The sequence below is a fragment of the Lysobacter sp. Soil_C_15 genome, assembly GCF_057657315.1.
Genome location: NZ_JBDGIR010000010.1, coordinates 148,708 through 163,534 on the forward strand (window position 1 = coordinate 148,708; position 14,827 = coordinate 163,534).

The window sequence follows — 14,827 nt, forward strand, 5'->3', positions numbered from 1 at the left end:
CATGCCGCTCGCGCATCTGCGCTTTTCGTCCGCGCGCGCCGCCTGCCGGCCGCGCGCGTCCGCGCTGGGTTCCGGCCCAGCGCCGACCCCAGTCTCGCCTCGCATGCCGCGGAGGCCTTCATGCTCAGTTGGATGATGTTTTCCAGCGTGCCGCCGCACGCCCCGCCGCACGCCCCGCCATTGGAGCCGCCCATGCGCATCCAGGAACAAACCGACGTACACGAACCGCAGATCGACGCTTTGACCCGAGCCGCGTTCGGCGGCGACGGCGAAGCCGAACTGGTCGCCCGCCTGCACGCCGACGGCCTGGTGCGGCTGTCGCTGGTCGCGCTCGACGAGGCCGGCCAGGTCGTCGGCCACGCACTGTTCACCGCGCTCGCGGTGCAAGTCGACGGACGCCGGATCGATGCGCTGTGCCTGGCGCCGGTGTCGGTGCTGCCGTCCTGGCAGCGTCGCGGCGTCGGCGCGCGACTGATCCGCAGCGGCCTGGCGCGCCTGGCCGAGGCCGGTTTCGAAGCGGTGGTGGTGCTCGGTCACGCCGACTACTACCCGCGCTTCGGCTTCGACCCCGCGCTGGCGTCGAAGCTGGCCGCGCCGTTCTCGGGCGAATGCTTCATGGCCCTGGAACTGCGCCCCGGCGCGCTGGCCGGCGAACGCGGCTCGGTGACGTATCCGCCGGCGTTCGGGCTGTGACCTAGCAGCGAGTGGGGAGGAGCGAGGAGCGAACGCGGCGCGCAACCGCTTTCGCTCGTTACTCGCTCCTCGCCGCTATCTCCTAGCCTTCGGGTACGAACCCCGCCGGCTTCTCCGCGCCGCCGCCGAACAGGAACTTCTCCATCTCGCCTTCGAGGAAAGCGCGGTGCTTGGGGTCCAGCGGCGACAGCCGGTTCTCGTTGATCAGCATGGTCTGGTGGGACAGCCAGGCGGCCCAGCCGGCCTTGCCGATATGGGCGAACACGCGCTTGCCCAGTTCGCCGGGCCAGGGCACGAAGTCCAGGCCTTCGGTGTCGCGGCGTTCGTATTCGCAGAAGACGGTGCGGCTCATGTCGGTAGTCCTGATGGAGGTCGGTGCGGCGCTCAGGCCGCTTCGATTAGTTTGCGGATCGGCGCGGGAATGCCGAGCGCGGCCAGTTCGGCGCGCGCGAACCAGCGCAGATCGTCATTGTCGCCGACCCGGTCGCGCAGGGCGATGCCGCGCCAGCGCCGCGGCCACAGGTCGAGCTTGTAATGGCTGAAGGCGTGCGCGACCGCGGGCAAGGCCTCGCCGGCGGCGAAATCGCCGCGCACGTGGGCCTGGAACCACTGCTGCGCGCCGGCCGCCTCCTCGCTTTGCGGCAGGGTCCACAGGCCGGCCCAGATCCCGCTGGGCGGGCGGCGCTGCAGCAGCACCCGGCCGTCGTCGTCGAGCAACCACAGCACCTGCGCCTGGCGCTGCGGCACGGTCTTGCCGGGCTTGGGCGTGGGCAGTTCGGCGACCCGGCCTTCGATCCGGGCGACGCAGTCGCGCTGCAAAGGGCACAGGATGCAGGACGGATCGGCGCGGGTGCACAAGGTCGCGCCCAAGTCCATCTGCGCCTGGGTGTAGTCGACCATGCGCGCCTGCGGCAGATGCGATTCGGCCAGCGCCCACAGCTGCCGCTCGACCGCCGGCAGGCCCGGATAGCCGTCGATGCCGTGGTAGCGGCTGAGCACGCGCTTGACGTTGCCGTCGAGGATGGCGTGGCGATCGTCCCAGGCCTGGGCCAGGATCGCCGCGGCGGTGCTGCGGCCGATCCCGGGCAACGCGGTCAGCGCATCGATGTCGCGCGGCAGCTCGCCGCCGTGGCGTTCTACGCAGAGCTTGGCCGCGGCGTGCAGATTGCGCGCCCGGGCGTAATAGCCCAGGCCCGACCACAGGCCGAGCACGCTGTCGAGTTCGGCCGCGGCCAGGTCGGGCAGGCTCGGCAGGGCCGCGACGAAGCGCTCGAAGTACGGCGCCGCGGTCTTGACCTGGGTCTGCTGCAGCATGATTTCCGACAGCCACACCCGGTACGGCGTGCGCGGGTGCTGCCAGGGCAGGTCGTGGCGGCCGCTGACGTCGAACCACGCCAGCAGGCGGGTGGCGAAGGCGTCGGCGTTGGCTGGGACGTTGGAAGCGGTCATCGGTTCGGCGGCGGAGCAGCGGCGGGTGGATGGGGCGGCGGAGCCGGTTGCTGCGCGGCCGGCGGCGGGTCGTCTTCGATTTCGACCTGCACGCCTTCGAGCACCGCGCCGGAGACTTCGATCCGCGGCGCGCTCAGGCGGCCCTGCAGCGGCGGCAGCAAGGCGCCGCGCGCGCCGGCGTCGGCCCAGTCCAGCACCTGCGGCAGGCGGAAGCGGCCGTCGAAGACGGTGTCGTCGCGTTGCAGGCGCAGCGCCGCGACCGCGGAGAAATCGGCCGGGCCGGCGTAGTCGAGCGCGAACGGCAGCGGCGAGCGCGACTGGCCCAGCGGCGGCGGCAGCGCCGGCCAGGCCTGCGGCCATTCGGCCAGGCGGCCTTGCAACTGCAGTTCCAGCCGGTCGGCGTAGGCGAAGCGGCCGGCGCCATCGAGGCGGGGCATCGCCTCGCGGCCGCGCAGCGCCGCGCCCAGCGGCGCCAGGCTCAGGCGGGCGTCGCGATAGCGCAGCGGCCCGGCCAGGCCGAACGCGAACGGCAGGTCGGTGTCGCCGGCGCGGTAGCGCGCCTGGGCGCCCAGGCGCAGCCCGTCTAGGCCGATACCGTCGGCGCCGGCATGCAGGCGTCCGCCGGCGATCGCACGCATCGGCAGGCGCCAGTCGCGCGCGACCACCTCGACCGGGCCGGCCAGGCCGAGTCCGCGCGCGGCGGCCGGACGCTGCAGGGTCGCCGCGAGCGAGAACGGGATCCGCAGCGGCGCGGCGACGACCGCGCCGCTCAGACGGGCGCGCAGCGGCTGTTCGGGATGCAGGCGCGGCAGATCGATCAGGAGGTTCTCGACCGACCAGTCGGCGCCGATCGCGCGGCCGCGTTCGATCCGCGCGCCGCGGCTCAGGGTCGGCAGCCGCAGCGGCGCGGGCGAGGACGGACGCGAAGCCAGCCAGCGCTGCAAGGCGCCGACGTCGAGTTGCGGGGCGTCAAGTTCGACCCGCTCCACGTCGAGCACCGCGCCGGCGGCGCGGATCGTGCTCCACGGCAGCGACAGGTAGACGCGCTCGGCGCGCAGCAGCGGCGTCGCCGCGCCCGGCTGGCGCGCGACCAGGTCGCGCACCTCCAGCATCGGCGTGCCGCGCAACCGGTACTCGCTGGCGCCCGAGGCGCTGAGTTCCAGGCCCAGGGCGTGGCCGACCCGGTCGAGCAGGATCGCGCTGACCTGGCTGGGTTGCGATACCCAACTCAACGCCAGCACCACGGCCAGCACCGCGCCGGCGGCGACCAGCACCCGCCTGCGCCAGCGTCGTCGCTCGGGTGCGGCAGCCTCCGCGGGCGCGGACATGGCGCGGCCGCGCCTCAGCCGCCGAGCGTTTCGGGCAGCAGCGCGTCGACGAAGGCTTCGGCGTCGAACACCCGCAGGTCTTCCGGACGCTCGCCGATGCCGGCGAAGCGGATCGGAATGCCGAACTCGCGCGCCAGGGCGAACACCACGCCGCCCTTGGCGGTGCCGTCGAGCTTGGTCACCACCAGGCCGGTGACGCCGACCGCGGCGTGGAACTGGCGCAGTTGCGACAAGGCGTTCTGGCCGGTGGTGCCGTCGATCACCATCAGCACCTCGTGCGGCGCGGTCGGGTCGACCTTGGCCAGCACGCGGCGGATCTTGCCGAGCTCGGCCATCAGGCCCTGCTGGGTATGCAGGCGGCCGGCGGTGTCGGCGATCAGCACCTGGGTGCCGCGCGCCTTGGCCGCCTGCAGGGCGTCGAAGGCGACCGAGGCGGCGTCGGCGTTCTGGCCCTGGGCCACCACCGGCACGCCGTTGCGTTCGCCCCAGGCTTGCAACTGGGCGACCGCGGCGGCGCGGAAAGTGTCGCCGGCGGCCAGCATCAGCGGCCGGTTCTCGTCGCGGAAGCGCTTGGCCAGCTTGCCGATGGTGGTGGTCTTGCCGACCCCGTTGACGCCGACGGTCAGCAGCACGAAGGGCTTGGCCTGGGGGTCGATCTGCAACGGCTTGGCGACCGGCGCCAGCATCGCGATCAGTTCGGCGCGCAGCGCCGCGAGCAGGGCGTTGGCGTCGGCGAACTCGCGCGACTTCATCCGCTTGCGCAGGCCTTCGACCAGTTGCGTGGTGGCGCTGACGCCGACGTCGGCGGTGATCAGCGCGGTTTCGATTTCGTCGAGCAGGTCGTCGTCCAGGCGCGGGTTGCGCGAGAACAGGCCGCCGAAGCTGCGCGCGAACACGCTGCCGCGCAGGCGCTCGCGCCAGCCGGGCTTGCCCGGCGCGGCGGCCGGCTTGTCGATGTAGTCCAGCGCGGCCGGTGCGGTCGGCGCCGGCGCGGCCGGCAACGGCGCGTCGGCGCGCAGCGGCGGTTCGACCTCCAGCGCCGCGGCGACGACTTCGGCCGGGACGGGCGGTTCTGGGGCGCGCGGTTGTGGGGCGCGCGGTTCGGCGGCGGGCGCCTGGACCGCCACCGGTTCGGCCGTGCGCGCGACGGGCGCCGTCGGCGGCACCGCGGGCGTTGCGACAGGGGCCGGTGGGAGTGGCGCCGCCTGCAGCGGGCTGGGTTCGACGGCCGGCGGCGCTTCGGCGGCCGGCGCAGGCTCGGCCGCGACCGGTTCGGCCGCGCGCGGCTGGGCGCCCGGAAACGCGGCGGCCAGCTCCTCGGTGCTGTAGCGGCGCTCGGACGCAGGCGTTCCGGCAGCGGTTTCGGGCTTTTTACGGCGAAAAAAACTGACCATGAGACGGAACGTGGGGGCATGCGCGAGAATTGCCACATGCTAGCACCGGCCCGAAAACTCTCCCGATGAACGATTCCCGCCGCGGCCCGCGCGTTCCGCCTCGATCCGGCCCCGCCGGCGCCAAGGCCACGACCGGCAAAGTCCGGATCATCGGCGGGCGCTGGCGCGGCACCCGCCTGGCGGTGGCCGATGCGCCAGGCTTGCGGCCGACCTCGGACCGGGTCCGCGAGACGCTGTTCAACTGGCTGATGCCGATGCTGCCGGGCGCGCGCGTGCTCGACCTGTTCGCCGGCAGCGGCGCGCTCGGCCTGGAGGCGTTGTCGCGCGGCGCCGCCGAGGCGGTCCTGGTCGAACGCGATCCGGCCCTGGCCGCGGAACTGCGCGCCCTGGGCGCGCGCCTGCCCGGCGGCGAGGCGGCCCAGGTGGTCCAGGCCGACGCCCTGGCCTGGCTGGCAGCGCAACCTGCAGCCGACGCGGCCGCGCCGGGCTTCGATCTGGCCTTCGTCGACCCGCCGTTCGCGGCCGGTTTGTGGGACCGGGTCTGGCCGGCGCTGTTGCCGGTGCTGGCGCCGGCGGCCTGGCTGTACGTCGAGGCGCCGGCCGACGCGCCGATCCGCCTGCCGGCGGGCTGGGACCTGCATCGCGAAGGCGCCACCCGCGAAGTGCGTTACGCCTTGTACCGCCGCCGCCCGGCCTGACCCCGTCGCGCGGCCGGCTGCTACACTGCGCCGCAACCGGCGGGGCGGCTTCCCGCTTTACCCTCATTCCTGCAGCGAACGACCATCGAATGAGCTCCGCCCGCAACCGCGTCGCCGTCTATCCCGGCACTTTCGACCCGATCACCAACGGCCACGTCGACCTGGTCGACCGCGCCGCGCCGCTGTTCGAACGCATGGTCATCGGCGTCGCCGAAAGCCCGGGCAAGGGCCCGGCGCTGCCGCTGGAGGTGCGAGTCGACCTGGCGCGCAAAGCGGTGGCGCACCACTCGCACGTCGAGGTGCGCGGCTTCAATTCGCTGCTGGCGCATTTCGTCGCCGAAGTCGGCGGCGGGGTGCTGCTGCGCGGGCTGCGCGCGGTGTCCGACTTCGAGTACGAATTCCAGCTGGCGAGCATGAACCGTCACCTGATCCCCGAGGTCGAGACCCTGTTCCTGACCCCGGCCGAGCAGTACGGCTTCATTTCCTCCTCGCTGGTGCGCGAAATCGCCCGCCTCGGCGGCGACGTTTCCGGCTTCGTGCCGCCGGCGGTCGACGCGGCGCTGCGGGCCGAGTGGCAACGCAAGCACCATTGACCTCCCAACACGTCACACCAAAGCCAATACCTAAGGGGCATACGATGAAGACTTCCTCCCGCCTGCTGCTGATCGCCTGCCTGGCGCTGCCGTTCGTGGCCGCTTGCCAGAAAGAGGAGAAGAAGGAGGTCGCCGCCGAGGCCGCGCCGCTGCCGGCGCCGAAGACCAACGACGAGAACGCCTGGAACGCCTATCTGACCGACGTGGTCAAGCGCAACCTGGACGGCATCAGCGGCAGCACCTACGTCTACGTCCTGCCGGCGCCGGATTCGCCGACCTTCCAGCGCGACTACGATCTGATGCTGGAAAAGGCCCAGGTCGACATGTCGCGCGGCATCCTGGAAGGCAACCTGGTCGCGTTCGGTTCGCCGAGCTCGGTCAAGACCGCAGACCTGGCCGTGGCCTCGTTCGCCAAGGTCGATCCGGCGACGATGAAGGGCGTGAAGTTCATCTTCATCGGCGACGCCGCGGACAACGAGCGGGTCAAGGCCGCGGTGACCCCGGCCGGCGTCAACTACGTCTTCGCCGAAGTGAAGTAAGCCGCGGCGCCCACGCGCTGCCGCAGCATCGATCCGGGCCGCGCGAGCGGCCCGAATCGTTTGCGGCCCCGTCCCGCCGCCCGGCTGCCGGCCGTCCCCGGCAATGTGCCGAGGAGCCGGCCGGCGCCCCGGCGAGGCCTTCGATACGCAGCGTCCCGGCGGCCGGCTATCCCACGCCCGCGCCGCGGCCTACACTGACCCTCCCCACCGGCACAGGCAATCGCGCCCTCCGCCGGCAACTCCGCCATGTCGCTCAAGATCAACGAACTCTGCGTCAACTGCGACGTCTGCGAGCCGGCCTGCCCGAACCAGGCCATCGCCCAGGGCGAGACCATCTATGTGATCGATCCGGCGCGCTGCACCGAGTGCGTCGGCCATTACGACGAGCCGCAATGCGTGGTCGTCTGTCCGGTCGAGTGCATCGACAAGGACCCGGAACATCCCGAATCCGAGCCGCAGTTGCTAGAGAAACTGCGCCGTCTACAACAGGAGTAAACCCGATGCGCAAGGCGATGCGGCCGCGAGCCGGTTCGACGTTCCCCTGGTTGTTGGCCTCGCTGCTGTCGCTCGCCGCGCCCGCTTTCGCGCAGGACTCCGTGCAGGCGCCCGCATCGGCCGCCGCGCCGGCCGACAGCGCGCGCCGCTTCGCCCATCCGCCCGGCACCGCGATCGCCAGCGCGCATTCGCTGTCGACCCAGGCCGGGCTGGAGATCGTCCGTGCCGGCGGCAACGCCTTCGATGCGGCGATCGCCGTGTCGGCCGCGCTGTCGGTGGTCGAGCCGATCAGCTCCGGCATCGGCGGCGGCGGGTTCTTCCTGCTGCACGAAGCCAAGAGCGGCCGCGACGTCTTCGTCGACGCGCGCGAAACCGCGCCGGCGGCGGCGACGCCGGCCGCCTATCTGGACGCCAAGGGCGAACTCAACCGCGACCGCGCCACCAACGGGCCGTGGTCGGCCGGCATCCCGGGCCTGCCGGCGGCGCTGGTCCACCTGGCGCAGAAGTACGGCAAGCTGCCGCTGAAGACCTCGCTGGCGCCGGCGATCCGGATCGCCCGCGAAGGTTTCCCGGTGTACGCGCGGCTGGAGAAGGGCTACGCCGGCCGGCGCGAGGTGATGGAGCGCTACCGCGGCACCCGCGCGGTGTTCCTGGCCGACGGCACGCCGCCGAAGGAAGGCGAGGTTCTCAAGCAGCCGGACCTGGCGCGCACGCTGGAACTGCTGGCGGCCAAGGGCTACGACGGTTTCTACCGCGGCGAAGTCGGCGCCAAGCTGCTCAAGGCGGTGAAAGAAGAAGGCGGGCAATGGCGCGCCGACGAGTTGTCCGGCTACAAGGTGGTCGAACGCGAACCGCTGCGCTTGAAGTACCGCGGCTGGGACATCGTCACCGCGCCGCCGCCGTCCTCGGGCGGGGTGGCGATGGCGCAGATCCTGCAGATGCTGCAGGGCTGGGACCTGGCCAAGCTCGATCCGGCCCACCGCACCCACCTCATCGCCGAGGCGATGCGCCGCGCTTATCGCGACCGCACCATCTACCTGGGCGATCCGGACTTCGTGAAGGTGCCGCTGGCGCGGCTGACCAGCGCCGACTATGCCGCCGGCCTGCGCGCCACCATCCATCCCGAGAAGGCCACCCCCAGCGACTTGCTGTCGGGCCAGCCGGCGCCGCTGGAAGACGAGGAAACCACTCACTTCTCGATCATCGACGGCGAAGGCAACCGGGTCGCCGCGACCCAGACCGTGAACCTGCTGTACGGCTCGGGCATGGTCGCGCCGGGCACCGGGGTGCTGCTCAACAACGAGATGGACGACTTCGCCCTGCGCCCGGGCACGCCCAACGCCTTCGGCGTGATGGGCTTCGCCGCCAACGCGCCGGAGCCGGGCAAGCGCATGCTCAGCTCGATGACCCCGAGCTTCCTGGAATCGGCGGAGAAGGTGATCGCGGTCGGCGCCCCGGGCGGCAGCCGGATCATCACCCAGGTGCTGCTGGCGGTGCTGGCCTACGACGCCGGCCTGGCGCCGCAGCAGGTCGCGGCGCAGCCGCGGATCCACCACCAGTGGTTCCCCGATGCGATCTCGGCCGAGGCCGGCGCGCTCGACGCCGCCACCGTGGCCAAGCTGCAGGCGATGGGGCACAAGGTCAACGCCGGCGAATCGACCTGGGGCAATCTGCAGACGGTGATGTGGGACCGGCGCGACAACACCCTGTCCGGCGGCACCGATCCGCGCAACCCGGTCGGCCAGGCCGACGTGCTGCTGAGCGATCGCTGAGCGCGCGCCCGCCGCCGCGATGGCGCGGCGGCCGGGCGGCGCGGTAGATTGCCGCGCAACGGCGACGGCCATCACGGAACCTAAGGAGCGGCAGGTGAGCGGGGACAAGGACGAGGACAAGCGTTGGTATACCCGCGTGCCGGCGATCTCGATCGCCCTGGTCGCCTTCCTCGTCGCCCTGACCACCCTGATCAACAACGTGCGCGAGATCGGCGGCTTCAAGGACAAGCCGGCGGCCGCGCAACCGGCGCCCGCGCCAGTTGTCGGCGCGCCAGCCGTCGCCGCGGCCAAGCCGCAGGCGCCGTCGCGCTACACCGTGCTGCTGACCCTGCAGCGGATCGAAGTCGTCAACGACGGCACCAACGGCAGCACCGCCTGGACCTTCGACGTCGAAGCCGGCGGCGAAGACCTGTTCGAACTGCCGGCGCGCGATTACAGCGACGCGGAGGACGCGCGCATCGTCAGCCCGCGTACCAGCGATCCGTCGATGGGCCAGGTGGTGCTGGTGCCGGGCCAGGAAATGCCGGTCAAGATCGCCGGCCGCTCCGCCGGCCTGATCCTCAAGGCCCACGCCAGCGGCAGCGCGGTGCTGCGCGCCGGCCAATCGCTGCCGCCGGTGCGCGTGCTGGCCGGCGAGAACGGCCGCGATGGCGAGTTCATCTTCCACTTCGCGACTTCGACTACGCCGCAGTAAGCCGGGATTCGGGACTCGGGACTCGGGACTCGGGACTCGCAAGGCAGAAGCGGTGCGCCAGGCTTTTGCGAGTCCCGAGTCCCGAGTCCCGCGCTCCATTTCCGATTCACGCCCCAAAGCCTAGAATCTAGCTTTCTCAGCCGACGCCCGATGCGGGCGATGCAGCCATGAAACTCTGGTCGATCCTGGGCAACTCGCAGAAGCTCGACGGCGGTGCGATGTTCGGCAACGCGCCGCGGGCGATGTGGGCGAAGTGGTCGCCGCCCGATGAGGCCAACCGCATCGAGCTGGCCTGCCGGGCCCTGCTGGCGACGCCGCTGGCCGGCAAGACGGTGCTGTTCGAGGCCGGCATCGGCGCGTTTTTCGAGCCCAAGCTGCGCGAGCGCTACGGCGTGGTGGAAGAGCGTCACGTGCTGGTCGATTCGCTGGCCGCGGCCGGCTTCGCGCCGGAAGACATCGACGTGGTGGTGCTGTCGCATCTGCATTTCGACCACGCCGGCGGCCTGCTGGCGCCGTGGGCCGAAGGCCAGCCGCCGCGCCTGCTGTTCCCGAACGCGCACTACCTGGTCGGCCGCGAGCATTATCAGCGCGCGTTGCAGCCGCATCCGCGCGACCGCGCCAGCTTCATCGCCGAACTGCCGGGCCTGCTCGAAGCCACCGGCCGGCTCGAACTGGTCGACGGCGCGCATTCCAAGCTGCTCGGCGAGAGCGTGCGCTTCCACTACAGCGACGGCCACACGCCGGGGTTGATGCTGGCCGAGATCGTCGGCCCGGACCGCGTCGACGGCGAGGCGCACGGCGGCGTGGTGTTCTGCGCCGATCTGATCCCCGGCCGGCCCTGGGTGCACGTGCCGATCACCATGGGCTACGACCGCAACGCCGAGTTGCTGATCGACGAGAAGAAGGCCTTCCTCAGCGACAAGCTGGCGCGCAACGTGCATCTGTTCTTCACCCACGATCCGGGCTGCGCCTTGGCCCAGGTGGTGCGCGACGACAAGGGCAAGTTCGGCACCGCGCACGAAGTCGCCGAGCTGCAGGCGAGGGCGCTGGCGGCATGACCGCGGCGCGCGCGCGCGGCCGAGGCTGGGCGATCGCGTTGTTGGCGATCGCCGGCCTGGCCTTCGCCGCGCAGGCGCAGACCGCGGACGATGCCGAGCCGCTGGGCGAGCCGATCGCCGGCAAGCGCCTGCTCGATCGCGATTTCGGCGTCGAGACGCGCCAGTTCGGCCTCGACCGCCGGGTCGAGATGTACCAGTGGCGGTTCAACGGCAAGGCTTACGAGCGGGTCTGGAATGCCGCGCCGATCGATTCGGCCGGCTTCGCAGCGGGCCACGTCAACCCGACGCGGATGCCGCTGGAGAACAAGCGCTGGTGGGCGGAGAACGCCAGCCTGGACGGCAAGCCGATCCAGGTCGAGGTACTGCGCACGATCGGCGAATGGCGGGTGTTCCGGCCGAATTTCAGCCGTCTGCCGGCCAATCTGGCGGCGACCTTCCAGCCCGAGGGCGATGGCCTGGGCAGCGCGGAAAACCCGCTGGACCCGCAGATCGGCGACCTGCGGGTTAGCTGGCGCGAACTGCGCCTGCCGGCGCTGGAAGGCAAGCTGGAACTGCGCGACGGGCGTTGGCGCCTGTTGCCGGAAGCCGCCGCCGCGGCCCTGGCGGCCGCGCCTGCGCGCGCGGCGCCGGCGGCGAGCGCCGATGCGGCGCCGGGCGGCTGGTCGCCGGGCTGGTTCGCGGTCGCGGTGGGATTCGCGCTGATCCTGCTGTATCGCCTGCGACAGCGGCGCCGGCGCAAGGCGCAGTAATCCGCTATCCGCCGCGCGCCCGCGAGCGCGTGCCCGCGGCGCGGCCGGCTCAGGCGTAGTGCTTGGTGCCGAAGATCTTGTCGCCGGCGTCGCCGAGGCCGGGCAGGATGTAGCCGACTTCGTTGAGGCGCTCGTCGACCGAGGCGGTGTAGACCTCCACGTCCGGATGGCGCGCTTCCAGCGCTTTCAGCCCTTCCGGCGCGGCGACCAGGAACAGGCCCTTGATGCGCCTGCAGCCGGCGGCCTTGAGCAGGTCGACGGTGGCGATCAGGCTGCCGCCGGTGGCGAGCATCGGGTCGAGGATCAGCGCGGTGCGCTCGTCCATGCGCCCGGTGAGTTTTTCGTAGTAGCCGACCGGCTGCAGGGTCTGTTCGTCGCGCTGCAGGCCGACCACGCCGACCTTGGCCGCCGGGATCAGTTCCAGCACGCCCGGCAGCATGCCCAGGCCGGCGCGCAGGATCGGCACCAGGGTGACCTTGGCGCCCTTGATCCGGCGCGTGGTCACCGGCCCGGCCCAGCCTTCCACCACCGCTTCCTCGGTCTCCAGGTCGGCGGTGGCTTCGTAGGTCAGTAGCGTCGCGACTTCCGAGGCGAGTTCGCGGAACGACTTGGTGCTGTTGTCGGCGCGGCGCATCAGGCCGAGCTTGTGCTGGACCAGCGGATGGCGGACTTCGACGATTTTCATGGCGGCCTCAAACGGTGGCGGGCGGCGGTTGTTGCCGCACAGGATTGACGGTTGCGGAGCGGGGCGCAAGCGCGGCGCGGGCCGCTGCAGCGGCTGGCGTCGGCTTCCGCGGGCCAGAGCGAAGGCCGGTACTGCGCCGTTTGCGCAACGGGCGTCCGCGGCGGTTCGCGAAGCGCGCGGAACTCAGTCCGCGATGGCGTAGAGGTTGTCGCCGTCGGCGACGGCCTGGGCGACGAACAGCGAAAGCCGGCGGATATCGGCGGGGTCGGTGAACCGGGCCTGCAGCCGGGTCAGTTCCGTCTGCAGATCCGGTAGTTCGGCGCACGACCATGCCGCGTCGGACCGGTAGTCGCGCAGCCGGAGCAGCAGCGGATACGCGTCGTCCGGCAGCGCCCGGGCCAACAGTTGCCTGTGGAAGGGCAGCTCGATGGCGAACGATATGCGCGAGGTGGAAGCCTCGCGCTCGTGCCGGGCCTGGATCAGATCGAGCGTCATGGAGGGCGGGCCGGACCGCGGCGTCGCCGCGGCCCAAGCGCGTCGGCCTCAGGCCGTGCGCGCGTAGCGGATCTCGATCCCGTCGCTGTCGCCGATCGCCGCGCGCAGCACGGTGATCAGCGAGCCGGCGTTGAGATGATCGATCTCGATCATGTCGACCACGGCATGGTCGATCCAGTAGTCCTGGTCGCTGCTGTTCTCTTCCTCCAGCGCCGCGACCAGGATCTGCAGTTCTTCCTCGCTGATCTCGCCGATGTCGGCGCCGGTTTCCTTGTTGGACAGACGAATCATGGCGCCCTCCGGGCTAGAAGTGAGTGGAGAGTAGCGAGGAGCGAGTAAACGCAAAAGCGGCATCGGGCAGCGAGGAGCCGCTTTCGCTCACTCCTCGCTCCTCCGAGCTCTTTCCTCGCTCTCAGGCCGCCGCCTGCTGCTGCAGACGCGGGCCTTCGCGCAGGGCGCGGCCGACCATCGACACCAGCAGCTCCAGTTCGTCGCTGCCGATGGTGAAGTTCGGGGTGAAGCGCAGCGAGTTGACGCCGCCGTGGATCACGCCGATGCCGCGCTCGCGCAGCCACTCCTCGATCGAGCCGGCGCCGTAGCACTTGAACTGCGGCGACAGTTCGCAGGAGAACAGCAGGCCGGTGCCCTGGACCTTGGTGATCAGGCCGCCGAGCTCGCCCTTGAGCTTTTCCAGCTTTTCGATCGCCTCGGCGCCGCGGGCGCGGATGTTGGCGCGCAGCTGCGGGGTGACCTGTTCGAGCACGGCGACGGCGACGTCGAGCGCGCGCGGATTGCTGGTCATGGTGTTGCCGTACAGCCCCTTGCGGTACAGCGAGGCGGCGCGTTCGCCCACGGCGAGCACCGACAGCGGGTACTGGCCGGCGTTGAGCGCCTTGGAGTAGGTCTCCATGTCCGGCGCGTCCAGGCCTTCGAAGCCCGGATAGTCGACGATCGACAGCACGCCGTGGGCGCGCAGGCCGGCCTGGATCGAATCGACCAGCAGCAGCGAGCCGTGGTTGCGGGTCAGCTCGCGCGCGGCGGCGTAGTAGGCCGGCGGCACGCCGCGGCCGGGGTCGCCTTCGCCCATCACCGGCTCCAGGAACATCGCCTCGATGAACCAGCCGTTGGCGTCGGCGTCGGCGAACACCTGCTTGAGCGCATCCAGGTCGTAAGGCTCGACCGCGATCACCGAATCCTCGCCGCGGAAGCTGGCCAGGTGCTGCAGGTAGGTCTTGCGCGAGGAGTCCGAATACAGCGCCGGACGCTCGGTGCGGCCGTGGAAGCTGCCCTTGACCACCACCCGCTTGATCGTGCGGCCGGCGTGCGCGGCGCCGGGGTCGGTCATCAGCTTGCTGTTGACGTCGGCGATGCGCGCGGCCAGCGAGACCGACTCCGAGCCGGAGTTCAGGCAGAAGAAACGCTCGTACGGGCAACCGCCGCGGGCGGTGCCGATGGCCCCGCGCAGGGCGCGCTCGAAGCGCAGCTGCGACAGCGAGGGGGTCATGATGTTGGCCATCACCTGCGGCTTGGCCATCGCCGCGATCACCGCCGACGGGGTGTGGCCGAAGCCGAGCATGCCGTAGCCGCCGGAGTCGTGCAGCACCGCGCCCTTGAGGGTCACCACCCAGGGCCCGCGCGCCGTCAGGGCGACATAGGGGTTGACGCCGTCGTCGGGGTAGAAGTTGACGTAGCCGGCCTGGACCGCGTGGATCTGCGCGTCCTCGTCGAGGTCGAGCAGGTCGGCGTGCAGCTCGCGGATCAGGGCGTATTCGGCGGCGGCCGCGGCCACGGCTTCGCCCAGTTCGGGATGGGTGACGGCGAAACGGACGAGGGTGTCGTCGTCCAGGCCGACGGTGCGGCGTTTGCCGGCGTGGGCGCGCAGCGGCGCGAGTTGGTCGAGCAGGTTGGTCATTTCAATCTCCAAAGAACATCGGCGTCCCGCCGAGGCTTGACTACGTGGGAGACCGGTCCGGCGCCGTGGCGCGGACCTTCGCAGTTGCAGCAGCCCCCGGCTGCCAAGCGCCATCTCGCACACCCTTAAAACCGATCGAAACGAAGAAAAGCCGCGCAAAAATTTTGCGTGAAGACCGCTCTATTTGACGATTTTTCTTTTCATTTCAATGATTTATCGAGTTTATCATGTCTGCACGGCGACGATAACCCCCGCCGCCGAGGGGATTCGGTC

Annotated in this window: 17 protein-coding genes; 9 read left to right on the forward strand and 8 right to left on the reverse strand. The window is 71.2% G+C overall.

Annotated features, from left to right (window positions below):
- Positions 1-192: 192 nt before the first annotated feature.
- Positions 193-693: a GNAT family N-acetyltransferase gene (locus tag AC3A57_RS20125; RefSeq protein WP_487580523.1), complete on the forward strand. Its 501-nt coding sequence runs from the start codon at positions 193-195 to the stop codon at positions 691-693.
- Positions 694-775: 82 nt separating this feature from the next.
- On the opposite strand, the gene AC3A57_RS20130 is transcribed toward AC3A57_RS20125, so the two are convergent.
- Genes AC3A57_RS20130 through ftsY form a run of 4 tightly spaced genes read right to left on the reverse strand, consistent with a single transcriptional unit; the run spans position 776 to position 4,864 of the window.
- Complete coding sequence (locus AC3A57_RS20130) at positions 776-1,045, reverse strand: oxidative damage protection protein (RefSeq protein ID WP_487580524.1); 270 nt, start codon at positions 1,043-1,045, stop codon at positions 776-778.
- A 32-nt stretch (positions 1,046-1,077) separates the two neighbouring features.
- Positions 1,078-2,142, reverse strand: a complete 1,065-nt coding sequence (gene mutY, locus AC3A57_RS20135) for an A/G-specific adenine glycosylase (protein ID WP_487580525.1) — start codon at positions 2,140-2,142, stop codon at positions 1,078-1,080.
- Complete coding sequence (locus AC3A57_RS20140; protein ID WP_487580526.1) at positions 2,139-3,470, reverse strand: AsmA family protein; 1,332 nt, start codon at positions 3,468-3,470, stop codon at positions 2,139-2,141. The genes mutY and AC3A57_RS20140 overlap by 4 nt, the downstream gene beginning before the upstream one ends.
- Before the next feature lie 14 nt (positions 3,471-3,484).
- Complete coding sequence (ftsY, locus tag AC3A57_RS20145) at positions 3,485-4,864, reverse strand: signal recognition particle-docking protein FtsY (protein WP_487580527.1); 1,380 nt, start codon at positions 4,862-4,864, stop codon at positions 3,485-3,487.
- A 65-nt stretch (positions 4,865-4,929) separates the two neighbouring features.
- On the opposite strand from ftsY, the gene rsmD reads away from it, so the two are divergent.
- From rsmD to AC3A57_RS20185, 8 genes are all read left to right on the forward strand, one after another.
- Positions 4,930-5,562, forward strand: a complete 633-nt coding sequence (rsmD, locus tag AC3A57_RS20150) for a 16S rRNA (guanine(966)-N(2))-methyltransferase RsmD (RefSeq protein WP_487580528.1) — start codon at positions 4,930-4,932, stop codon at positions 5,560-5,562.
- Positions 5,563-5,651: 89 nt separating this feature from the next.
- Positions 5,652-6,155, forward strand: coding sequence for a pantetheine-phosphate adenylyltransferase (gene coaD, locus AC3A57_RS20155; protein WP_221673367.1), 504 nt, complete (start codon positions 5,652-5,654; stop codon positions 6,153-6,155).
- Between the two features lie 44 nt (positions 6,156-6,199).
- Positions 6,200-6,694, forward strand: coding sequence for a hypothetical protein (locus AC3A57_RS20160; RefSeq protein ID WP_487580529.1), 495 nt, complete (start codon positions 6,200-6,202; stop codon positions 6,692-6,694).
- A 246-nt stretch (positions 6,695-6,940) separates the two neighbouring features.
- A complete protein-coding gene (locus AC3A57_RS20165) occupies positions 6,941-7,189 on the forward strand; it encodes a YfhL family 4Fe-4S dicluster ferredoxin (RefSeq protein ID WP_221673365.1) in 249 nt (82 codons plus the stop codon).
- A gap of 5 nt (positions 7,190-7,194) precedes the next feature.
- Positions 7,195-8,961 carry a gamma-glutamyltransferase gene (ggt, locus tag AC3A57_RS20170; protein ID WP_487580530.1) on the forward strand — a complete coding sequence of 589 codons (1,767 nt, stop codon included), beginning with the start codon at positions 7,195-7,197 and terminating at the stop codon, positions 8,959-8,961.
- A gap of 94 nt (positions 8,962-9,055) precedes the next feature.
- Positions 9,056-9,655 carry a hypothetical protein gene (locus AC3A57_RS20175; protein WP_487580531.1) on the forward strand — a complete coding sequence of 200 codons (600 nt, stop codon included), beginning with the start codon at positions 9,056-9,058 and terminating at the stop codon, positions 9,653-9,655.
- Between the two features lie 167 nt (positions 9,656-9,822).
- On the forward strand, positions 9,823-10,713 hold the full coding sequence (locus AC3A57_RS20180; RefSeq protein ID WP_487580532.1) for an MBL fold metallo-hydrolase: 891 nt from the start codon (positions 9,823-9,825) through the stop codon (positions 10,711-10,713).
- Entirely contained in the window at positions 10,710-11,462 is a 753-nt protein-coding gene (locus AC3A57_RS20185; RefSeq protein ID WP_487580533.1) for a TMEM43 family protein, read from the forward strand. Before AC3A57_RS20180 ends, AC3A57_RS20185 begins: the two co-directional genes overlap by 4 nt.
- A gap of 49 nt (positions 11,463-11,511) precedes the next feature.
- On the opposite strand, the gene upp is transcribed toward AC3A57_RS20185, so the two are convergent.
- The 4 genes from upp to AC3A57_RS20205 all read right to left on the reverse strand — a co-directional run bounded on the left by upp (position 11,512) and on the right by AC3A57_RS20205 (position 14,554).
- Positions 11,512-12,147 carry a uracil phosphoribosyltransferase gene (upp, locus tag AC3A57_RS20190; RefSeq protein WP_487580534.1) on the reverse strand — a complete coding sequence of 212 codons (636 nt, stop codon included), beginning with the start codon at positions 12,145-12,147 and terminating at the stop codon, positions 11,512-11,514.
- A 183-nt stretch (positions 12,148-12,330) separates the two neighbouring features.
- Positions 12,331-12,642: a hypothetical protein gene (locus AC3A57_RS20195; RefSeq protein ID WP_487580535.1), complete on the reverse strand. Its 312-nt coding sequence runs from the start codon at positions 12,640-12,642 to the stop codon at positions 12,331-12,333.
- Between the two features lie 48 nt (positions 12,643-12,690).
- Positions 12,691-12,933: a hypothetical protein gene (locus AC3A57_RS20200; RefSeq protein WP_487580536.1), complete on the reverse strand. Its 243-nt coding sequence runs from the start codon at positions 12,931-12,933 to the stop codon at positions 12,691-12,693.
- A gap of 121 nt (positions 12,934-13,054) precedes the next feature.
- The gene (locus tag AC3A57_RS20205) at positions 13,055-14,554 is read right to left on the reverse strand and encodes an aminotransferase class III-fold pyridoxal phosphate-dependent enzyme (RefSeq protein WP_221673358.1); all 1,500 of its coding nucleotides are present in this window, start codon (positions 14,552-14,554) and stop codon (positions 13,055-13,057) included.
- Positions 14,555-14,827: the final 273 nt, after the last annotated feature.

Coding starts and splice junctions, on each gene's coding strand:
- AC3A57_RS20125 (WP_487580523.1), top strand. CDS start 193: ATGCGCATCCAGGAACAAACCGACGTACACGAACCGCAGATCGACGCT.
- AC3A57_RS20130 (WP_487580524.1), bottom strand. CDS start 1,045: ATGAGCCGCACCGTCTTCTGCGAATACGAACGCCGCGACACCGAAGGC.
- mutY (WP_487580525.1), bottom strand. CDS start 2,142: ATGACCGCTTCCAACGTCCCAGCCAACGCCGACGCCTTCGCCACCCGC.
- AC3A57_RS20140 (WP_487580526.1), bottom strand. CDS start 3,470: ATGTCCGCGCCCGCGGAGGCTGCCGCACCCGAGCGACGACGCTGGCGC.
- ftsY (WP_487580527.1), bottom strand. CDS start 4,864: ATGGTCAGTTTTTTTCGCCGTAAAAAGCCCGAAACCGCTGCCGGAACG.
- rsmD (WP_487580528.1), top strand. CDS start 4,930: ATGAACGATTCCCGCCGCGGCCCGCGCGTTCCGCCTCGATCCGGCCCC.
- coaD (WP_221673367.1), top strand. CDS start 5,652: ATGAGCTCCGCCCGCAACCGCGTCGCCGTCTATCCCGGCACTTTCGAC.
- AC3A57_RS20160 (WP_487580529.1), top strand. CDS start 6,200: ATGAAGACTTCCTCCCGCCTGCTGCTGATCGCCTGCCTGGCGCTGCCG.
- AC3A57_RS20165 (WP_221673365.1), top strand. CDS start 6,941: ATGTCGCTCAAGATCAACGAACTCTGCGTCAACTGCGACGTCTGCGAG.
- ggt (WP_487580530.1), top strand. CDS start 7,195: ATGCGCAAGGCGATGCGGCCGCGAGCCGGTTCGACGTTCCCCTGGTTG.
- AC3A57_RS20180 (WP_487580532.1), top strand. CDS start 9,823: ATGAAACTCTGGTCGATCCTGGGCAACTCGCAGAAGCTCGACGGCGGT.
- AC3A57_RS20185 (WP_487580533.1), top strand. CDS start 10,710: ATGACCGCGGCGCGCGCGCGCGGCCGAGGCTGGGCGATCGCGTTGTTG.
- upp (WP_487580534.1), bottom strand. CDS start 12,147: ATGAAAATCGTCGAAGTCCGCCATCCGCTGGTCCAGCACAAGCTCGGC.
- AC3A57_RS20195 (WP_487580535.1), bottom strand. CDS start 12,642: ATGACGCTCGATCTGATCCAGGCCCGGCACGAGCGCGAGGCTTCCACC.
- AC3A57_RS20200 (WP_487580536.1), bottom strand. CDS start 12,933: ATGATTCGTCTGTCCAACAAGGAAACCGGCGCCGACATCGGCGAGATC.
- AC3A57_RS20205 (WP_221673358.1), bottom strand. CDS start 14,554: ATGACCAACCTGCTCGACCAACTCGCGCCGCTGCGCGCCCACGCCGGC.